The sequence below is a fragment of the Vibrio sp. D54 genome, from assembly GCF_021728075.1.
Lineage (GTDB): Bacteria > Pseudomonadota > Gammaproteobacteria > Enterobacterales > Vibrionaceae > Vibrio > Vibrio alginolyticus.
Window position 1 is genome coordinate 151945 of the sequence record NZ_JAKKCS010000009.1, and the last position, 18140, is coordinate 170084.

At 45.7% G+C, this 18140-nt stretch carries 25 protein-coding genes; all 25 read left to right on the forward strand.

What is annotated here, in order from left to right:
• Nucleotides 1–100: 100 nt before the first annotated feature.
• On the forward strand, nucleotides 101–967 hold the full coding sequence (locus L3V37_RS13910; RefSeq protein WP_237306489.1) for a GPO family capsid scaffolding protein: 867 nt from the start codon (nucleotides 101–103) through the stop codon (nucleotides 965–967).
• Nucleotides 967–1989, forward strand: a complete 1023-nt coding sequence (locus L3V37_RS13915) for a phage major capsid protein, P2 family (RefSeq protein WP_017821171.1) — start codon at nucleotides 967–969, stop codon at nucleotides 1987–1989. Before L3V37_RS13910 ends, L3V37_RS13915 begins: the two co-directional genes overlap by 1 nt.
• A complete protein-coding gene (gpM, locus tag L3V37_RS13920) occupies nucleotides 1982–2698 on the forward strand; it encodes a phage terminase small subunit (protein ID WP_193837616.1) in 717 nt (238 codons plus the stop codon). Before L3V37_RS13915 ends, gpM begins: the two co-directional genes overlap by 8 nt.
• Nucleotides 2699–2806: 108 nt before the next feature.
• Nucleotides 2807–3271 carry a head completion/stabilization protein gene (locus L3V37_RS13925; protein WP_017635448.1) on the forward strand — a complete coding sequence of 155 codons (465 nt, stop codon included), beginning with the start codon at nucleotides 2807–2809 and terminating at the stop codon, nucleotides 3269–3271.
• Nucleotides 3268–3756: a phage tail protein gene (locus L3V37_RS13930; RefSeq protein WP_042522477.1), complete on the forward strand. Its 489-nt coding sequence runs from the start codon at nucleotides 3268–3270 to the stop codon at nucleotides 3754–3756. Before L3V37_RS13925 ends, L3V37_RS13930 begins: the two co-directional genes overlap by 4 nt.
• Nucleotides 3749–4408 carry a phage virion morphogenesis protein gene (locus tag L3V37_RS13935; protein WP_193837615.1) on the forward strand — a complete coding sequence of 220 codons (660 nt, stop codon included), beginning with the start codon at nucleotides 3749–3751 and terminating at the stop codon, nucleotides 4406–4408. The genes L3V37_RS13930 and L3V37_RS13935 overlap by 8 nt, the downstream gene beginning before the upstream one ends.
• Before the next feature lie 2 nt (nucleotides 4409–4410).
• Nucleotides 4411–5541 (forward strand): DUF2586 domain-containing protein, encoded by a 1131-nt coding sequence (locus tag L3V37_RS13940; RefSeq protein WP_193837614.1) that lies wholly within the window; start codon nucleotides 4411–4413, stop codon nucleotides 5539–5541.
• 3 nt (nucleotides 5542–5544) lie between these two features.
• Nucleotides 5545–5997, forward strand: coding sequence for a phage protein (locus L3V37_RS13945; RefSeq protein ID WP_017821175.1), 453 nt, complete (start codon nucleotides 5545–5547; stop codon nucleotides 5995–5997).
• A 20-nt stretch (nucleotides 5998–6017) separates the two neighbouring features.
• Nucleotides 6018–6224 carry a TraR/DksA C4-type zinc finger protein gene (locus L3V37_RS13950; protein ID WP_017635443.1) on the forward strand — a complete coding sequence of 69 codons (207 nt, stop codon included), beginning with the start codon at nucleotides 6018–6020 and terminating at the stop codon, nucleotides 6222–6224.
• Between the two features lie 4 nt (nucleotides 6225–6228).
• Nucleotides 6229–6438 (forward strand): HP1 family phage holin, encoded by a 210-nt coding sequence (locus L3V37_RS13955; RefSeq protein WP_017635442.1) that lies wholly within the window; start codon nucleotides 6229–6231, stop codon nucleotides 6436–6438.
• Nucleotides 6425–7015: a lysozyme gene (locus L3V37_RS13960; RefSeq protein ID WP_042522473.1), complete on the forward strand. Its 591-nt coding sequence runs from the start codon at nucleotides 6425–6427 to the stop codon at nucleotides 7013–7015. Before L3V37_RS13955 ends, L3V37_RS13960 begins: the two co-directional genes overlap by 14 nt.
• Nucleotides 6990–7331, forward strand: coding sequence for a hypothetical protein (locus L3V37_RS13965; RefSeq protein WP_052764199.1), 342 nt, complete (start codon nucleotides 6990–6992; stop codon nucleotides 7329–7331). Before L3V37_RS13960 ends, L3V37_RS13965 begins: the two co-directional genes overlap by 26 nt.
• 22 nt (nucleotides 7332–7353) lie before the next feature.
• Entirely contained in the window at nucleotides 7354–7542 is a 189-nt protein-coding gene (locus L3V37_RS13970) for a hypothetical protein (protein WP_140337432.1), read from the forward strand.
• The gene (locus L3V37_RS13975; protein WP_017821180.1) at nucleotides 7535–7816 is read left to right on the forward strand and encodes a putative phage tail assembly chaperone; all 282 of its coding nucleotides are present in this window, start codon (nucleotides 7535–7537) and stop codon (nucleotides 7814–7816) included. The genes L3V37_RS13970 and L3V37_RS13975 overlap by 8 nt, the downstream gene beginning before the upstream one ends.
• Before the next feature lie 32 nt (nucleotides 7817–7848).
• Nucleotides 7849–8001, forward strand: coding sequence for a hypothetical protein (locus tag L3V37_RS13980; RefSeq protein ID WP_017821181.1), 153 nt, complete (start codon nucleotides 7849–7851; stop codon nucleotides 7999–8001).
• A gap of 30 nt (nucleotides 8002–8031) precedes the next feature.
• Nucleotides 8032–10011 carry a phage tail tape measure protein gene (locus tag L3V37_RS13985; protein ID WP_193837613.1) on the forward strand — a complete coding sequence of 660 codons (1980 nt, stop codon included), beginning with the start codon at nucleotides 8032–8034 and terminating at the stop codon, nucleotides 10009–10011.
• Nucleotides 10001–10342 (forward strand): DUF2590 family protein, encoded by a 342-nt coding sequence (locus tag L3V37_RS13990; protein ID WP_017635436.1) that lies wholly within the window; start codon nucleotides 10001–10003, stop codon nucleotides 10340–10342. Before L3V37_RS13985 ends, L3V37_RS13990 begins: the two co-directional genes overlap by 11 nt.
• Nucleotides 10339–11544 carry a baseplate J/gp47 family protein gene (locus L3V37_RS13995; RefSeq protein ID WP_193837612.1) on the forward strand — a complete coding sequence of 402 codons (1206 nt, stop codon included), beginning with the start codon at nucleotides 10339–10341 and terminating at the stop codon, nucleotides 11542–11544. Before L3V37_RS13990 ends, L3V37_RS13995 begins: the two co-directional genes overlap by 4 nt.
• On the forward strand, nucleotides 11537–12133 hold the full coding sequence (locus L3V37_RS14000; RefSeq protein WP_042522470.1) for a phage tail protein: 597 nt from the start codon (nucleotides 11537–11539) through the stop codon (nucleotides 12131–12133). Before L3V37_RS13995 ends, L3V37_RS14000 begins: the two co-directional genes overlap by 8 nt.
• A 6-nt stretch (nucleotides 12134–12139) precedes the next feature.
• Nucleotides 12140–13918: a phage tail protein gene (locus L3V37_RS14005; protein WP_237306490.1), complete on the forward strand. Its 1779-nt coding sequence runs from the start codon at nucleotides 12140–12142 to the stop codon at nucleotides 13916–13918.
• A gap of 3 nt (nucleotides 13919–13921) precedes the next feature.
• Nucleotides 13922–14323 carry a hypothetical protein gene (locus L3V37_RS14010; RefSeq protein ID WP_193837610.1) on the forward strand — a complete coding sequence of 134 codons (402 nt, stop codon included), beginning with the start codon at nucleotides 13922–13924 and terminating at the stop codon, nucleotides 14321–14323.
• Nucleotides 14320–15210 carry a hypothetical protein gene (locus L3V37_RS14015; protein WP_193837609.1) on the forward strand — a complete coding sequence of 297 codons (891 nt, stop codon included), beginning with the start codon at nucleotides 14320–14322 and terminating at the stop codon, nucleotides 15208–15210. Before L3V37_RS14010 ends, L3V37_RS14015 begins: the two co-directional genes overlap by 4 nt.
• On the forward strand, nucleotides 15204–15677 hold the full coding sequence (locus L3V37_RS14020) for a hypothetical protein (protein ID WP_017635430.1): 474 nt from the start codon (nucleotides 15204–15206) through the stop codon (nucleotides 15675–15677). Before L3V37_RS14015 ends, L3V37_RS14020 begins: the two co-directional genes overlap by 7 nt.
• Complete coding sequence (locus L3V37_RS14025; protein ID WP_237306491.1) at nucleotides 15674–17314, forward strand: hypothetical protein; 1641 nt, start codon at nucleotides 15674–15676, stop codon at nucleotides 17312–17314. The genes L3V37_RS14020 and L3V37_RS14025 overlap by 4 nt, the downstream gene beginning before the upstream one ends.
• Nucleotides 17315–17549: 235 nt before the next feature.
• Nucleotides 17550–18083, forward strand: coding sequence for a hypothetical protein (locus tag L3V37_RS14030; protein ID WP_193837607.1), 534 nt, complete (start codon nucleotides 17550–17552; stop codon nucleotides 18081–18083).
• Nucleotides 18084–18140: the final 57 nt, after the last annotated feature.

Here is an 18140-nt window from a genome sequence, read left to right on the forward strand (position 1 = left end):
AATGTATCCGAATTACAAGGAATTGAAGTAGCTGAAACGACACATTCAAAGGCGTATTGTTTGCTCGAACCGTATGTGATTGACAAGTTTGAGTACAAAAATGCCAAAGATTAGTGAGTGGAAAATCATCGCGACAGAAGGACCGACCGTCGACGGGCGTAAAATAACCCGTGATTGGATTGAGCAAATGGCCGCTAGTTATTCGATGGATGAGTACACCGCACTAATTTGGCCTGAGCATCGTCGATTTTACGGTTACGGTGAAAACTGGGGCCGAGTGGTTGAAGTAAAAGCGGAGGAACAAGGCGGAAAATTACGTCTGTTCGCCAAGCTAGAGCCGAATGACTATCTGCTTGAAGCCAACCGTAAAAAACAAAAACTTTTCACATCTATTGAGCCAAATCCCGACTACAAGGGGGAAGGGCGTTGCTATCTAATGGGCCTAGCTGCGACTGACTCCCCAGCCTCCACAGGAACATCGCTCCTTCAATTCTCTCGTGTTCATGGGGAAACCACCGAGATCAAAGCAAGCCATTTAGAAGAGGTGGACTTTTCAGATTGCTTTACTCGCAAAGACCGCTTTTTTGCGGCATTCAATGAATTTTTCTCTTCTGACGATGAAGAGCCAGAAACGCTATCAACAGCAGAGGGCACCAACGTGACCGAAGAACAATTAAAAGTCGCACTAAAAGAGCAGTTTTCTGCTTTCAAAGGTGAGTTTAAGCAAGAACTAAAAGAAGAGTTCAATTTGCAAAACACACCTGAACAACCAGAAACACCAGAAGTAGCAAGCAAAGATGCGACGGTCGAGCAGCTTTCCGCTGCGCTGGAAGAAAAGCTAAATCCGTTGTTTGAGAAAGTGAACGGACTAGAAACTAAGTTTGCTGAACTATCACAAGAAGTCCCTGACCAGGAACCAGATCCATCAGGTGCTAGTGAATCTTTCTCATCTAAGGAGATGTTTTAATGCTGAACGCACTATCTACCAGTTATTTACAAGAGTTTTGTACAGCGACGTTATCCGCCGCAAATGCTCCGCAAGGTACACAGTCGTTTAACTTGACGCCCCCAATGGAAACTAAGCTACGTCAAGCAATTATGGAATCGGATGCTTTCCTAGGTATGGTTTCATTGCTGCCAGTTCAGCAAATCAAAGGTCAGGTTGTTGATGTTGGTGATGATGGCCTTTCGACCGGTCGATCTGGTTCGGGACGTTTTAGCGTGGAAGTGGGCCAAAGTGGTAATACCTACGAGCTTACAAAGACAGATTCAGGAGCACACATCCTTTGGGAAACTATGACGCAATGGGCAAACTCTGGCTCTAAAGGTCACTGGTTGAGCATGATGAAAAGCGCGATTTCTCGTCGTTTTGCATTGGATATGTTGCGTGTCGGTTTTAACGGTACGTCTATCGCAACTAATACGGACCCGATTAAAAATCCATTAGGCCAGGATGTAAATAAAGGCTGGCTCACGATTGTTAAAGAGAAGAGATCTAGCCAGGTACTCGCATCAGCAAAGCTTGACCCAACAGGCACTGCGACTGATTCATACAAGAATCTTGATTCACTTACGCAAGATCTAATCAACACGACGATTGCTCCCGAACATCGTCAAGACCCAGATCTCGTTGTTTTAGTTGGGTCGAATCTAGTCGCGGCTGAGCAGCACCGCTTACTTGAGGCTGCCGATAGTCCAACAGAGCATAAAGCGGCCCAAAGCCTAGCCAAGACAATTGCTGGCAAAAAGGCTTACACACCACCATTTTTCCCAGCTGATCAACTTTGGGTTACCAATACCAAGAACCTACAGATTCTGACGCAAGAAGGCACTCAGTGGCGTAAGCAGAAAAACGATGAAGATGAGCTTCGTTTCAAGCAAAACCATATCCGTATGGAAGGTTACGCTGTGGGAAATCTTAAAAAGTTCGCGGCTATCGAATCTGTTTCAGTCGTCGAATCAGCCACTGCAGAGGTGATGAATGGCTAGTCCTTTAGCAAGGCAGCGTCGTCAGCTTCTAGAAAATCAAGTCAGTCATTCTGCATCGAAGTTGAGTGTTAGTGCAAATACCGAAAGCCTGCACATCAAGCTGATCGATTTTGAAGAAGACCGCAAATATCTAAAACAGCTCAATGCTATCGAAGACAAGGTGAAACATAAGCGTGATGTTTTGGTGCCCAAGTACAAACCGTACGTGGAAGCTTACCTAGCAAAAGGCGAAGTATTCGAGAACCCAATTTTCACCAATATGGTTATCTGGTTGTTCGATGTCAACGACATGGAAACCGCGATTGATTGGTGCTTGAAAGCCATAGCGCTTGATTTACCTACACCAGATAACTTCCGACGTGACTGGCCAACCGTGTGCGCCGATGAAGTTTTAGCTTGGGCGGAAAAAGAGTCTGGCAGAGGACATTCTATCGAGCCTTATTTCAGCGCGGTTTTTGAAAAGGTTGAGAGCGAATGGCGACTACACGAAGAAGTGCATGCCAAGTGGTATCGATTTGCTGGGTTGCACTTACTTCGAAATGAAGAAGGACAACCGCAACCGACATCTATCGGTTGTTTAGATACCTTGGAAAAGGCCTTGTTGCTACTGCAGTGTGCTCATGAGAAGTACGCCAAAATTGGGGTGAAAACCAAAATTGGTCAGGTAGAACAACGTATTCGAGCGATTAAAGACAACAAAAATTTATAACAGCTCCTACGCCGCCGAGCCTCGGCTGGTGAGGTAAGAGTGCCAATAGGCTAACTCAATACCGTCGACCCAGTGGCTAGAGGCTCACTTATTAAAAGAGGAATAACGATGTTTACGGGATCTTCCGGTTCGGATTATCAAGCGACAGAAATCACTAATGACGGTTTTTGGCCGAACATCAATGCCGGTGATTTTGAAAAGCGTCGCGGTATTCCTGCTGCTCAAGATTCAGAACGTATTGCTATCGCTCTAGTTAATGCGGTTTCGGAAGTTAATCAGCAACTCGAAGACTTAAAAGCTAAGTATCGGGAAGAGGGGCATGCAACTGCTGGCAATGTTCCTACATTTCCGAAAATGAATGATAAAAACCGTGTTGTATATCAATACGAATCAGCAGTATTTGCGAGAGCCAAAGCTGATTTGCTGCCGGACATTGCAACTGTTCATACCAAGGACAAGGGCGATCACATCGCAGACAGAAGCGTAGAGGTGCGCACTGAATTACTTTCAGAAAGCCAGCGCATTATTCGAAATATGAAAGGGCTGAACCGTTCATCGGTGGATTTGCTATGAGAACGCAATACCAAGCAGGTTACAAGCTGCGTGACCTAAACGCATTTTTAATCAGCGTTGTGGGCGACAAGATAGCCAAGCGCATGGAATGTGAAATGGGCAAGGTTGAGTTGAAACTAGAAACCAAGCACATGGGTCATGGTTTTGACCTGCTGTATCAGCGTTATGTTGCTGACTTCTACTTCGACAAATTCCCTTTCAAAGAATACGACCCAGCGGTGCTGTTCGCTAATGTTGGGGCGTGGTTGATGGACAACGATTCTGACCGTTTCCGCATCGAAGACTTAGACGACCCATACGTAGACGTAGTACTGGAAGATGAGAAAAACGCCGAAGTGTTGGTCTCAGTCATGTTTGAAGAACCCGTCAAAGTGGCTGCAGACCCCGACGGGCCAATCTATTGGAATGGTCAACGCTGGAAGATTGAAGAGTACGAGATTTGGCAGGCGGAAAGGCTATCACATGTAGTTCTCCGCAATGTATGAGATACGGGCCGATAAGCGCAGTTATTTGCGAGTTAAAGAGCAATTCGAGCTGCTAAAGCTTGAGAAAAAAGCCAGAGCCCGAGTGCTGAAAGAGCTTGGTAAATACATCACCAAAACGACCAAAAAAAACATTCGAGCACATCGTGACCCAGACGGTAAAGCGTGGTCAAAGCGCAAAAACGGCAGGCGAAAAATGCTTAGAGGTTTCACTAAGAAGCTAAAGCATTTTCAAAAAGACAATAACCGGGTTTTGGTTGTTGGTTGGCCATCAAGACGAGGAACCGTTGCACTGGCTCACCATACCGGTGAAGCAGAGGAAAGCGGATTGCAGCAGCGATTCAAGCAAGCCAAGAAAGCGAAAGAACCAAAGAAAACCGACCCGGCAACGAGAGAGCAAGCAAAAGAGTTACGCGATTTAGGTTACAGACTTCCGCCCCAAGGCAGGCAGAAGAGAGGCAAAAAGCCAACGCTCAAATTCATTACTCAGAATATGACCGTCGCTGAAGCCGCAAAACTGATTAGTGATCTGGAAAATAAAACGCCATTACGTAAGTGGGAAGTAGATCGCCCAGAACGCCGATTGATAGGCATTAGTCCGAAACGGGCAGCAATGATTATCAAGCGGGAAATGAATCGAAATAGGAGCAACTAAACATGGCATGGCCTACCGTCATTATTAACATTCTGAACATGATGCGCGGACCGATCCCGGGCGTTGAATTTCACTTTCTGTTTGTTGTGTACGGCACAGTTGCAGGAACAGAGCGCAACCTAATTATGGTGGATAACACCACGGATTTTTCAGACAGCGCGTTCGATAACATCGACCCTGTACACATGCTCACGCTAAAAGCTGCTCAGTTAAATGGGAAACAGAACTGGACTGCCGGTGTGATCGTTTTAAACCCATCAGATAGTTGGCAGGCTGCGGTTTTTAAAGCCAATGAGACATCAAGCTTTGAAGCTGTTGTGTTGGATAAGCCAAATACTGGAGCGTCCACTCTTGAAGATGCAGTCGCATTTCGCCATGAACTTAAAGCCAAGCTTGGACGAGAAGTTTTCATGATCTGTTCCTTACCAGGAATTAATGATTCCGAGGACGGTGAAACATGGGCCGAGTGGTTAGCGCAAACGGTGAATGTGCCAAAGAACATTGCAAGTGAATACATCACCGTAGTGCCACAAGTACACGAAGGAAACTCTACAGTTGGCATTTATGCAGGTCGGTTGGCCAATCAAGAAGTATCTATTGCTGACTCACCGGCACGAGTAAAAACAGGCAGCATTCTCGGCAGTATGGCATTAGCAAAAGATAAGGATGGAAAGCCATTAGAGCTAGCAACACTTAAAGCACTAGAAGCTGCTCGAATCGCTGTGCCGATGTGGTATCCGGACTATCCGGGGCAATATTGGACAACTGGACGTACGCTAGATGTCCCTGGTGGTGATTATCAAGATATTCGTCACATTCGTGTCGCCATGAAAGCAGCACGTAAAGTGCGGGTACGAGCAATTGCACGAATTGCTGATCGAGAATTCAATTCCACACCAGGCAGTGAAGCCAGCGCAAAGCTGTATTTTACTCAAGACCTCCGTGAAATGGCGGTAGTGAAAAAAATTGGTGATTACGAGTTCCCTGGTGAAATCAAACCACCTCAAGACGATGACATCACCATTACATGGGTTAATAGTGAAGAAGTTGAAATTCTACTCGCAGTTACACCTTACGAGTGCCCAGTGAAAATCACCATCGGCATCATGCTCAATCAACGACTAGGGGAGTAAACAATGAATTCTCGTTATACAGGGCGAAGCTTCGACATAAACATGCTGGGGATTTTGGTTCATGTGGAGTCGGCTACAGCAACCATCAATGATGAGTCTGCTGTTGATAAAGAGCGCGGCATTCCCACTGGATTTACTCATGGAGCTGTGAGTTGTGATGTTGAGTATGAGCTGGACTTGAACAACTTCCGTAAGCTTCAACAAAAAGCTCGCGAAGCTGGCAGTTGGCGCGGTATTAAGCCACACGACTGTATGTTCTATGCAAATACTGGCGATGATGAAGACAAAGTAGAGCTGTTTGGTGTGAAGCTTCAAATCTCAGATTTACTTAGTGTTGATCCAAACAGCAGTGATAAAACCAAGCGCAAGCTTAAAGGCTTTGTGACGAGCCCTCACTTTGTTCGCATTAATGGCATCTCATACCTAAGTAATGATGATACCCGCGGTTTGCTTTAAGCCTATCAGAGAGAGAACGAATGCCTGACTTTATCGACCATGCTAGTAGTAACGAAACCAAGTTTACTGAAATGGCAATCGCAAACCAGCTTAAACAGTCTATGCAGACAAGCGAACAAGAGAGTGCAAAAGAATGCCTTGAATGTGGTGACCCTATCCCTGAAGGGCGTCAGATAGCGATAGCGGGATGCCAGTTTTGCGCCCCTTGCCAGGCTAAGTTGGAGTAACGATATGAAAGATTGGTTCGACAAATTAACCAGTGGAGTTGCTTACCTTGTGTCATTGGCAGGAATGACTTTCAGCAAGCTGACATTTGAGCAGTGGTATTTCATTTTATCACTAGTGATTGGCCTTGCAGCACTGGGATTGAACTATTGGCACAAGCGAGCAATGCAACGTATTGCTAGCGAAAAAGGAGTAGCACTGAGTGAAACTGACTAAGCGGATCATTTGTTCTGTAGTCGCTGTGATCGGCTTGGTAACAGGTGGTACGGCTGTTTATGGACCTGAATTGACGCAGCCCATTGGGCAAGTTGTGGTATCGGAACGAGACTTAGGAGCGCTGCGCATCACCCCTAAAGGACTGAAGTTGATTGGTGATGCCGAGGGATGCCGGCAGAACCCTTACGTTTGCCCGGGAGGTATTCCTACGAATGGGATTGGGAATACTCATGGTGTGCCAGATACGCCAATCACATTGGAGCAAGTCGCGATCGACTGGGTGAAAAATATTCAATCGGCCGAACGATGTGTGACCAATGCAGAAAGGATTTCAGGAGCGCAAATGAGCACGGGTCAATTTGACGCATTTACCAGCTTTGTTTTCAACTTCGGGTGTACCAAGTTTCGCAAAAATAAGGACGGCTCTGACACTCGGATTTACGCAGCAATCAAACATGGCAATTATCCCAAAGCCTGCGGTCACATTACGGAGTGGGTAAAGAGTCAGGGCGTTGTACTTAAAGGACTCGTCACTCGAAGAGGATTAGAACGTGATCGCTGCATGGAAATGGATTAAGTGGATTGGTCTTGCGGTGTTGGTGACGACCATCGCGGTGCTGAAGCTGCAGCTTCATACCGTCAAAGCAGAGAAAACCACATTAAGTGAAAAGCTCACCAAGGCAGAAGCAGACAACCAAATCAACTTAACCACCATTGAATTTTTGAAGGGTGAAAGTGAGCAAGCTAACAACATGTTAGTTCAGCGGCAACGGCAACACATAGCAGCAGAGGAAAAACTCAATGCAGACCTGGCAGCACTTAAAACAGAGCTGGCAAACGTTCAGTGCCATATCCCTGCCACTGTTACTGACCGCCTGCGCGAACCCTACTGAAACCGTCGCAACGCAGGTGTTCATGAAATTGCCACCTGCTGGAATGTTGGTGCCCTGTTCAAAACCACAAGTTCAAGGGACATGGCCAGAAGTGGTTACCGACGACATTCCCAAGCTGAAAAACGCACTGACTGAGTGTGATAACCAGATTGAAGATTATTTGCAATGGCGTGCTAGGCACGAAAACAAGAAGAGAAGTAAAAATGACTAAACCTACCTTTACATCAAAACCTGTCGTAGTCGCTATCGGTGGCACTGACTTCGTATTTACGCCAACGGTACAGGATGCAAATAACTATACCAATGACATGATGCCTAACAACAAAGTCGCGCCTGCCTATACGTACTTAACGCGTACCGTAAACCCAGAGCAAAAAGATGAGCTCACTGAGTTACTTGATAGCGTTCCTGGCTTAACTATCGAGCTTTATGCCACGGTCAGTAACGCTTCTAAAGGTGGTATCGAAATCACACTAAAAAAATAACAGATAGGGCAAAGCGGATTGAAGATAATCCTTTGGAACAAGCCTTTGCCCTTCGTCGTCATTTTTTGCCGAGTGAGCCAGACGACGAAAGAAGTTTAAGTCGCGCTATCTGGCTGGACAAACACCAGTTCGAACGCGAAGAAAGAGCGGTAATGAGTGCTATCAGCCGACTGTTTAGTCATTAACAGACATAAAGAGCGAGTGAGTATTACGCGATGAGCATGGAAAAACTGTTGATGCACATAGCGTTGGTTGATCAAGTCACCAAGCCGTTGCAGGGGATTACTAAAGAAGTACAAGCTTCGATGGATGCTGGTAAGCAAGGCATGCAAAACATGGCGGCAGGTGGTGCGGGTTTAGTCGCCACGGGCTTTGCTATTCAAAATGCGCTGATGCCAGCGATTGAAATGGATAGAAAGCTAGGCGAAGTGAAGTCGTTAGGGGTTCTGGATGAGGATCTCACGAAGCTTTCAAAGACCGCGCTTTGGACATCGGCACAGTACGGGAAATCCGCCACAGATATTGTCGGCGCCTCATATGATATCAAGTCAGCATTTGGTGATATTGATGGAGACAACCTTTCTGACATCACCAAAAGCTCTGCCGTTTTAGCTGCTGCGACTAAGGCTGATACAGCAACCATTACGGATTATATGGGCACCATGTATGGTGTTTTCAAAAATCAAGCTGATGAAATTGGGGTTGGAATTTGGTCCAAACAAATTGCCGGCATGACTGCGCAGTCTGTTGAAATGTTTAAGACTACAGGCGCAGGCATGAGTAGTGCTTTCACTAGCATCGGAGCGAATGCGACCAGTGCAGGAGTTGCTATCGAAGAGCAGATGGCGATTTTAGGCACCCTTCAATCAACCATGAGTGGCAGCGAAGCGGGTACCAAATACAAAGCATTCTTAGCGGGTGTGGCCAACGCTCAAGATAAGCTCAATTTGTCGTTTACCGATAGCCAAGGTCAGATGCTGCCTATACTAGATATTCTTGAACAATTGAAAGGTAAATATGGTGACACCTTAAGTGTTGCTGAAGCGGCTGATTTGAAAAAGGCATTCGGCTCAGAAGAAGCCGTTAGCATGATTAAGTTATTAATGGCTGATACTGAAGGACTCGCAGGCAGTATTGACCAACTTGGTCAAATCGAGGGAATGTCGAAGGCTGAGCAAATGGCCAGCACCATGACAGATCAGTGGGAACGGTTAGAAGCGGCATGGTTTGCGGTTCGTGCTGCGGTATTTGGTGCGATTCTTCCTTCAATCAATTCAGTTGTAGGCACCATGGCTGACGGCTTAATGGTGATTGTTGGTTGGACGGACCAATTTCCTTGGCTTGCTGAAATTCTTGGCTATGTCGCTATCGCAGGCCTGTCTCTTGGCGGGGTGATTGCAACATTGTCGCTTGCCATGGGGATCGGGCAAATGATGTCTGCTGGTTGGACGGTTACCATGACGAGTTTAAATAGCATCATGAAACTACTGCGTATTAGTACGCTGGCGAGTACTGCTGCTGCATGGCTATTTAACGCCGCGCTTTGGGCCAACCCGCTAACTTGGGTTGTCGCTGGTATAGCGCTGCTTATAGGTGGTATTGCTGCGGCAATTTATTGGTGGGACGACTTAACCTCCGCGTTTAAAGATACGGCTTGGTTTGATGTTATTGCTCATGCTATCGAAGGGCTCGTTGATTTACTCAATATGATCCCAGGTGTTGATATTGAACTGGGGAGCCAAATTGAAACGCCAGAGATGACAACGGCCGTCCAAGCTGAACACAGTACTCCTATATCACAGAACCTAACTCCGGGTGATGCGTCAGAAGTTAAGCAATTAGAACTACTTCAACCTCAAATGAGTTACGAGTCTGCGATAGCGACGAACCAAGACGTTTATGGATATGAGCCAGAGCAAATGGCGCCGTTCAAAATTGCAGAAAGCCAGGTTATTTCTCAGCCAAGCATCAACGTTGAAGCTCCAAATCTAGATACTCAATCGCCTCAACCGTTTATCGAATACAAAGGGAAGAGCAACGAGCCACGATTGCCTCCTCAAGTGGTGAACAATATGAAAGCAACCAATCACAGTGATGCTAGTCGAGTTAGCTCTTTTGGTGACGTGTATATCACTGCCCCTAACGGAATAACACCAGACCAATTAGCCGAGTGGGATGAGCTCAATGTGGGGTAACGACTTAACAGAACGCAAGCGCTACAACGATATCAAAGTGGTCGAGGGTGGCTGGGATATGGACGCAGGCCAACAGCCTAAAGAGTGCAGTGATTTATACAGCATCGCGCAGGACATTAAGCACGCGATCATGGAATCAGGATTGGCTCGCCAATTGGTTGCAGAAAGAAACCCAGCGTTACGCGCTGATGTAATGGTGCAAATTGAGCAACTTGCTGAGAGAGATGTAAGAGTGGTACCGGGTTCAGCGACAGCAAGAGAAACAGAAACTGGTGATATCACCTTAACCGCTAAGGCTTATGAATATGGGGAACTTGAGGTGAAAGTATGAGTAAACGACCAAGTACGGATTTTGTTCAGGTGCTAAGTGAATCGGGTGTGCCAGTTACCGAAAAGGACTTTGAAACCAAACTAAAACAAGAAGTCGTGGGGGCTGGTAGCAAGGTTTCGAATGACTCCGAAATGTCACCGTTTTGGCGTTGGGTTCGCGCTGCAGTGGTCACGCCATGTGTTTGGCTGATTAGACATCTATTGGCTCAGCACGTTATGCCCAATATGTTCGTGGCAACCGCTGAGCGTTGGGCTCTGGACCTAAAAGCATGGGAGCACAATATCGCGCCGAAAGTAGCTCAAAGAGCACAAGGCTACATCACACTAACTAAAGCAAATGCTGCTGATGCGGTGACGATTGAGAAAGGGGCGGTTATTCAAACGCTACCTATAGATGGCGTTATGTATAAAGTTCAAGTTATTGAGCCTGGAATCATCGAGGCTGGTCACCTAAAGGGTAAGGTGCTTGTCGAAGCACTTGAAGCGGGCTCCGCGTTTAACTTGCCGGCGGGGTATTTCAACATTATTCCTGAAGCGATACCGGGCATTGTTGATGCGGTGAATGAACCTGACTGGCTCTCTGTACTCGGTGCTGACGCAGAAACTGATGAAGAGTTAGCGCTTCGTATTCAAAATGCCTTTACTAGCTCTGGTGAATGGCACATCGATGATGTGTATCGCTCTATCATCGCCAGCGTAGCGGGGATCCGAAGTGATAACATCTATTTTAGAAATACAGGGGACATAACCCCTGGTTCAGCAGAAGCATTGATTTTGATGGAAGTGGGACCAACCCCGCTAACCGTTCTTGAACAGCTAAATGAGCACATAATGTCTAAAGGGCATCACGGTCACGGTGATGTACTTACCTGTAAAGCCATTCCCGATACGAAACATGAGATCACGGCGGATGTCGTCTTAGCTGAGAACTTAGACAGCGCCACCAAAGTGAATGAACTTCTTGAAGTGGAAGAGAGGATTAGAGCGGCTTTTCGAGAAACAGCAGCTTACCCAGAAATGACACGCGCGAAACCTGAGCATCGTTTTAGCTTATCTTTGCTTGGTACTGAGATACATACCAACATGACGGAAGTTGAATCGGTAAGGTTTACCGTAGACGGAAAAGTCCAAAAAGACATTATCAGCAAGCTAGAACAGCCTCGCTTGAAATCACTCACAGTTAAGGAACTCGTGGATGTCTGAGTCTCGAAATTACGACCAAAGCCGACATTCCCCTCGCTTACCCGAAATTGTGATCCCATGGTGGCAGGACGGAAGAACGACGGCGGATGAAGTCAAAGAACCTCACTTTTTATCTAAAGGCGTTTTTTCATTCTTCCGGATAGTTTGGAGCAGCCTACTATTTCCGCTTCGCCAAATGGATGCGTTGACCTGTAACGAAAAAGCATTGGAATTAATGGCATGGGATAGAGATATCAAAAGGTTTGAGAGTGAGCCACTTTCACTGTTTCGAAAGCGAGTGAAATACGCAGAAGTGAACGCCAAAGACGCAGGTAGCGTAGCGGGCTTCAAGCGGATTTTTGAAAGGTTAGGCATTGGTATCGTTAAGTTCAAAGAGCGTCAAAACGAAGTTCAGTGGGACGTTTGTACTATTGAGCTAAGTGATGGCGATATCTCGCAAAACAGCAAGTTGGTTCAAGTGCTCATAGAGCAATATGGGAGAACTTGCCGTCGATATCGATTTGAAGTCGTTTATCCCATTCAGGTGCACATTCGTACGGCCTGTTTCAGCCAGAGTCAGCAGCTATTTAGTGCAAAACTAGAGGAATAATACAGTATGAGCCAGACCATTATCCCTGCTCAGTTTGAGCGCTATTTAGTGGATAAAATTACAACGGGTAGTACGACAGACATGAACGAGTTTGTGTTTGCTCATATTCCTAACTTAGACGCTGAATCACCGATTGACCGAGCCCTAGGTCTGCCTAGTGAAGCGTATATCGTGCATCGTCAAAAAGTGGACCAGGCTGCGCGACTTAATAGTAATACGTTGGTGTATTCCGTCATTCTTCAGTCAACCACACCGAGTTTTAAGTTCAATGCGATTTACCTCCATGATAAGCATGTTGAGAACTCCTGTGGCTTGATCGTGTATAAGAACACGGAAACTAAAGAAGAAAACATGACCACTATTAAGTCCGTCGCGCAGGAGTACAGTGGCGCTGCAGCGATAGCAAATATTCATGTTGAACCAGGAACTTGGCAGATAGATTTTCATGGGCGCTTAATGGGCATTGATGATGATTTACGTTTGGCGAATCTTGACCATTATGGCCATTCGGCCTTTGTTCGTGGCTACTCGGTCGTCGCTAAAGGAAAGTCAAACACGTTTGTTGTTAGTCCCGGAGTTGTTTATGTCTCAGGGTTACGTGTTGAGCTGTCAAAAAAAGAGGTGGTGGTCAGTGATGGCATCCCATGTGGTTTGTACTTAGATGTGGTACGCCAAGGCAGCGCACTCTCTCGTTGGGAAAACATAGCGACAGTAAGAAGCTCAAAAACAGAACTCAGTAATTACGTTGATGAAAACGGTCAACAGCATTACATCGCTCGACTTGCTGGCATTGACTCCCATGGCAATGTTACTGATTGGCGCGTGTGGGATGTTATCACTCAGCAACAAGCTGAAGCTGGTGAGGATGAATACCGTAGCCTATGGAGTGCAAAGCGAGTCTTTCAGTCTGTCGCGTCATACATCAACAAGAATGTTAAGAATGCCACTAAAACAGCCTCCGGTTGGATGAGTGCAAGCGATAAGAAAAAATTAGACGGGATTCAGAGTGGGGCTCAAGTCAATGTAGCAACTAACTTGAGCGTGTCTCGCAACGCCAATTCTCAAACGGTTAATAGCTCTACGGGTAAAGATGCCACTTTAAGTGCCGCAACAACATCGAGCGCCGGGGTTATGACCGCAGCAGACAAGAAGAAGCTGGATGGCATACAAGCTGGAGCGCAAGCGAATATCGCAACTAACTTGACGGCATCTCGCAACGCCACAACTCAAACGATCAAGAGTTCTACGGGTAAAGATGCGGTTTTAAGTGCGGTGACGACATCTCATGCAGGGGTAATGACGGCAGCAGATAAGAAAAAGCTCGATGGAGTTGCCACTCAAGCTACGAAAAATCAAACAGACGCATACTTAAAGAACCGAGCTAATCATACGGGCACTCAAGCTATTTCTACTATTCGAGGTTTACAAGAAGCACTCAGTAGTAAATCAAATACAAAGCGGTCAATTTTATGGAATGGAAGAGCGCCAGGTGATACGAAGCTAAAAACGTCAGAGCCTATTACGAACTTCGATTTCTTGATAGTGACAGCCGAAGGTGGTTATGCAGCGGCGTCAGGGCTAAGTCTTAGCGCGATTGTTGATGTGCAATTAGCAATGGAGCTGGGCCAGTTTTATATCATCTTGCAGAGTGATGGCAAGTACGGGTTTACCTTGACATGTAAGGAAGTTCAATCGGTTAGAGGTGGTACTTCTCTAAAATACGATGGTGTGACCGCCTATTCAGGTGAGCATTATTTGAGAAAGATTGTGGGCGTTAAGGTGTAAGGCATGGATAACGAGCAAATATATGGATTAGTGGGAACAGGGTGCTTTCAAGTTGTCGGAGGTACCCCTCCGCATGGATGGATAGAGATCCCTTCACCACCCGAAAAGTTGCCCGCTGTCTTACAATCAAATGGCATATGGACATATCCAGATGCAGTTTCTGGTCAAGAAGAGCCAGCCATTTTTGCTGAAGCAGAAAATCAGTGGGTGGCACATGAAATGGTTTATGTGGATAGACAAGTCACATTACATGAAGACTCCGACCCTCGTTCTACGCTAACTGCTTCAGTTTGGAGAAGTTACCGGAGAGCACTACGCGACTATGTAAAGGACGGTGTAGTAACGATGGCCATTCGACCACAACGCCCTACAGAGAAATCCATGACAATTGAAGGCCGCTTATGACTTGGCACTTATCCCAATTAAACTGGCCAAGTTACTCGCAGAATATTCAAACCAAGGCTGAGTCAGTGACAGACGCAGTCGGCGCCGTAATGAATGAAGCGATTAACCGGTTAACCAACCATACAAGTGACGCCAATTACGGGCGTCACTCTTTAAGTGAAGAGGCGAGCGCTTTGCTTAAGCTGCGTAGTGAACTTCAACCCTTACTTGTCTCAGGAACCGTACTTACAGTGTCGCCATATCAGTTTCAAGTGGGGACCCGTTTGGACTCGGGGTGTTACCTCAATCCTAGTACTGCAATTAAAACGTTATCTAATAAGCTGCGGGATTACGCTGATAGGTACCGACCAAATGGCCATCTTCACGGTATTGCGATAATGGTAACGGCCTCTCAATTGAACCAATTCTCTCGGCAGCTCATTGAGCTTACATCATTGTTTCCAATGCCTGAGTGGTGCCAAGTAGCTAGGCAAAGTCATGCTTTAAATACCAATGACGTTGATAAGTTCCATCAACCTGCAGCGATCGCTCTACCACGCTTTAAGCCGATGGCTTTACTCAACGCTAACCCATTACATGATGCTTTACATTGGCAAGGTGCCCAAGTAGCTACGCTAGAGTCATTAGCAGACGATGACCATGACGTAATTGACAAGTTGCAGTTACTAGCAGCGAAACGCAATAAAAAGATGGAAGAAATCAAGGCTCAGCTCAACGCCCTGAAGAACCTAAAAGGAAGTATCTATGCGTTATCCGTGGAGGGCAATGCGGAAAGTATAGCAACACGATTGAATCAAGCGGGTACGCCCAACAATCATCAATTTACATTAGCAAGCTTATTGCTTAGTTATGAACCTATGACGTTTTTTGAGGAGCTATTATGCTAGCTCTAGATGGTGTGCCAATTAACTTAGACTCGATGACGGTTGAAGTGTCCATGGAGTTTAAAGACCAGGACATGAGTGGGCAGTCTTCTGGTACCGATGTGGCAGAGCAAGGTGACAAAGGCAAAAAGCTTACCTTTAGTGGTCGTGTTCCATTCATTCGTATAGACACACTGACCCAACTTTATGCGTTTGCTTCGGACAAAGATGAGGCGAATGCTAGACGTATTTATCGAATCGGCAATGACATTGCGCTCGCACTTAAAATTCGCAATGTGAAGTTCACTGGGCGTATTCAAGCAAGAGAACATGAAACTCTACAGGCCTGGAATGTATCTTTTGAGCTTCGGGAGTACAACAGTGTCGCCGAGCAAAAAGAGCAGCGGATTAAAGCGCAAAGCAAGCCAGAGCAGCGAGAGAATACTCGCTTGAAACAGGCACTCATCACCGCAGAGGAGGCGACTCAATGAAGTTAGAGAAGCGCTTGTATATAAGCGGCGAAGAAGTCAAATTGGCAAGTAACATGGTGAGCTTAAAGCTTTCTTTGGGTAGTGTGGCCATCTTTGAAATTGAAGCTACACAACCCTTGAAATTATTCGAGCCGGTGCGTTTTGATATTGGATATGAAAACAAAACGTCGCCTTGGTTTGAGGGCTATGTTGATAAAATCCAATCTACAGTCAATGGCTACCAAAAAGTCACAGTAAAAGAACTGACAGGTATTTTGAGTAAACGTTGGTCTCTCAGTTTAGAGCATCCAAATGCCGAGCAAGTTATTGATGCGCTCTCTCACCTTACTGGTCTCGAGTTTAATCTACCTAATAAAGAATACATGAAGACCGCGATCCCAAACTTTGTTTGCCAGGGAACGGGTTATCAATGTTTAGATCAGGTCGCTAAGGCTTTTTCTATTCCTGACTGTGTGTGGTTTCAACATACTGACCAGGTGGTTTATTTTGGCTCCTATCAAGATAGCCATTTCAACGACAAACCAATGCCATTACCTGAAGAGTTTACGAGTCGCCAAAATGGTAACAGTGCCACCTTTGTTCCGTTTCCTATGCTTAGACCAGGTCGTGTTGTGAATGGTAAGCGAGTCAATCGGGTTGACTTAATACAGGATGATATGACGGCGTATTGGAAAGCTGAGCAGTCTGAAGTCATACCTAAAATGCGAGAAACACTACAGCATTTTCCTGAATTAACAGCAGGCTTTCACTTGCCAAAGTTCGGGCGAGTCGAAATGGTCAGAGACAGTGCGACGGCGGGTAAAGTATCTGACCCATTTCGGCCAAGACTCTCTGTTGATGTGCAAGTTCTAGATGAGAACTTGCAACCAGATAGTAACGTACCGGTTTATCGCTCGATTCCACTGCCGGTTAACATGAGCGGACATGAGTCCGGATTGTTAGCGTATCCATTAGAAGGAACATTGGTTGAAATTGCTTTCGCTTATGGTCGAAGCGATAGGCCCATCATACGTGGCGTTTATGGACGTGAATATGCGCTTCCCTCAATAGAGCCTGGTGAACAACTACAACAACAACGTGAAGAAGTGAGTTATCGAGTCGATGCCGCAGGAAATACAACACTACAGACTGACCAAACTCAAAATCAGAGAGCGTTTGGTAAGTTAGACCAATTTGAACGGTATAAAGGTGAGTTTGGCCAGCATCAGCTTTTTGTAAATGAGCACAGTACTGAAGAAGTGAATGGTAAGAAGCTTATTGAAGCGCTTGGCGCTATTAATTTGTTGTCAGGAGATGATCTGGTGTTAGGAAGCTTGGGTAACATGCAAACGGCTACCGCTGGCGAACTGATTGAGACCATCGGAAAATTTCGCCGAAGTATTGCCGCTGAGCACCAATGGCTTCAATCACCTAAGACTTGGATAGGCTCTAAGCAAGAGAATGTGTTGATTCTTTTATCGGAGCTAATGCAGGTGGTTAAAGAATTGGCCGACACTTTAGCAACGCATACACATAGCGGTGTAGCACCAGGACGAGCAAGCACCAAAACACCAGTCCAAGCGAATGATATTGTTGGCCATGGGGAGGCTAGTATGAAATTGAAGGGAAGACTCGAACCGATAACACAAACAAGCTAGTTGCCCAACGGGTGGGGGATAACTCACTTGGACTTTAATGTTGATAGCTTAAACAATGGTTATCCATATATTAATTAGGCTTATTACCTTCTTATGCCATGTTTTTGATAGACAAAATAACCATTTTGTAGGGAGATTCGCTGGAATACTCCATTAAGAATAATAACTGTTTGAAATTATTGTTATTCTCTTTCCTATTTTTGTATTTAAAGAACCATTAAGTAGGGGAAAGGGGATGACAATCAGTACTCTAGTAGCTGCAGCATTTGTAGTGGTGGGTTTGTATCTCGCTTTTAAAAAAAGCACTCAAAATAAGAAGATCTATAAAATGTTTGAGGACTGGAATTGGTGGGTAGAAATTGTCAACGAAGACCACAAACCTTGGCTCTCTGGTAAGGTGGTTAGAAAATCGAAAAATTACCAGTTTGCTATCGTTGGTTGCTTGAAGAGAGATAGTTTAGATACGGAGTTATTGAATAATCTAGAAACTAAGTTTGGGGCATTGCCGGACTTTGTACCTTGCCAGTGTCTCATTCTAGACGCTTCAACGCTTGTGCTTGGGGGAGTCGAAGATGATAAAAAAGTTGCTGAGCTTTACCACTGTATCCCAACTAAACAATCAAGTTGCGTGAAGCTAGTTATTCAAGATTCAACCATTGTTCTTCCCGAAGACGATGAAGATCTGAACCAATTTGAGCTGCTATGGAGCTGCTCTGAAATGCAGTCCGTAGGACAAGGTGATGATGAAAGCAAGTTTAAGGCATATTAGCACACATAAAGAACTTGATTTTCACACAATCAACGCAGCCATACGGCTGCGTTTTTT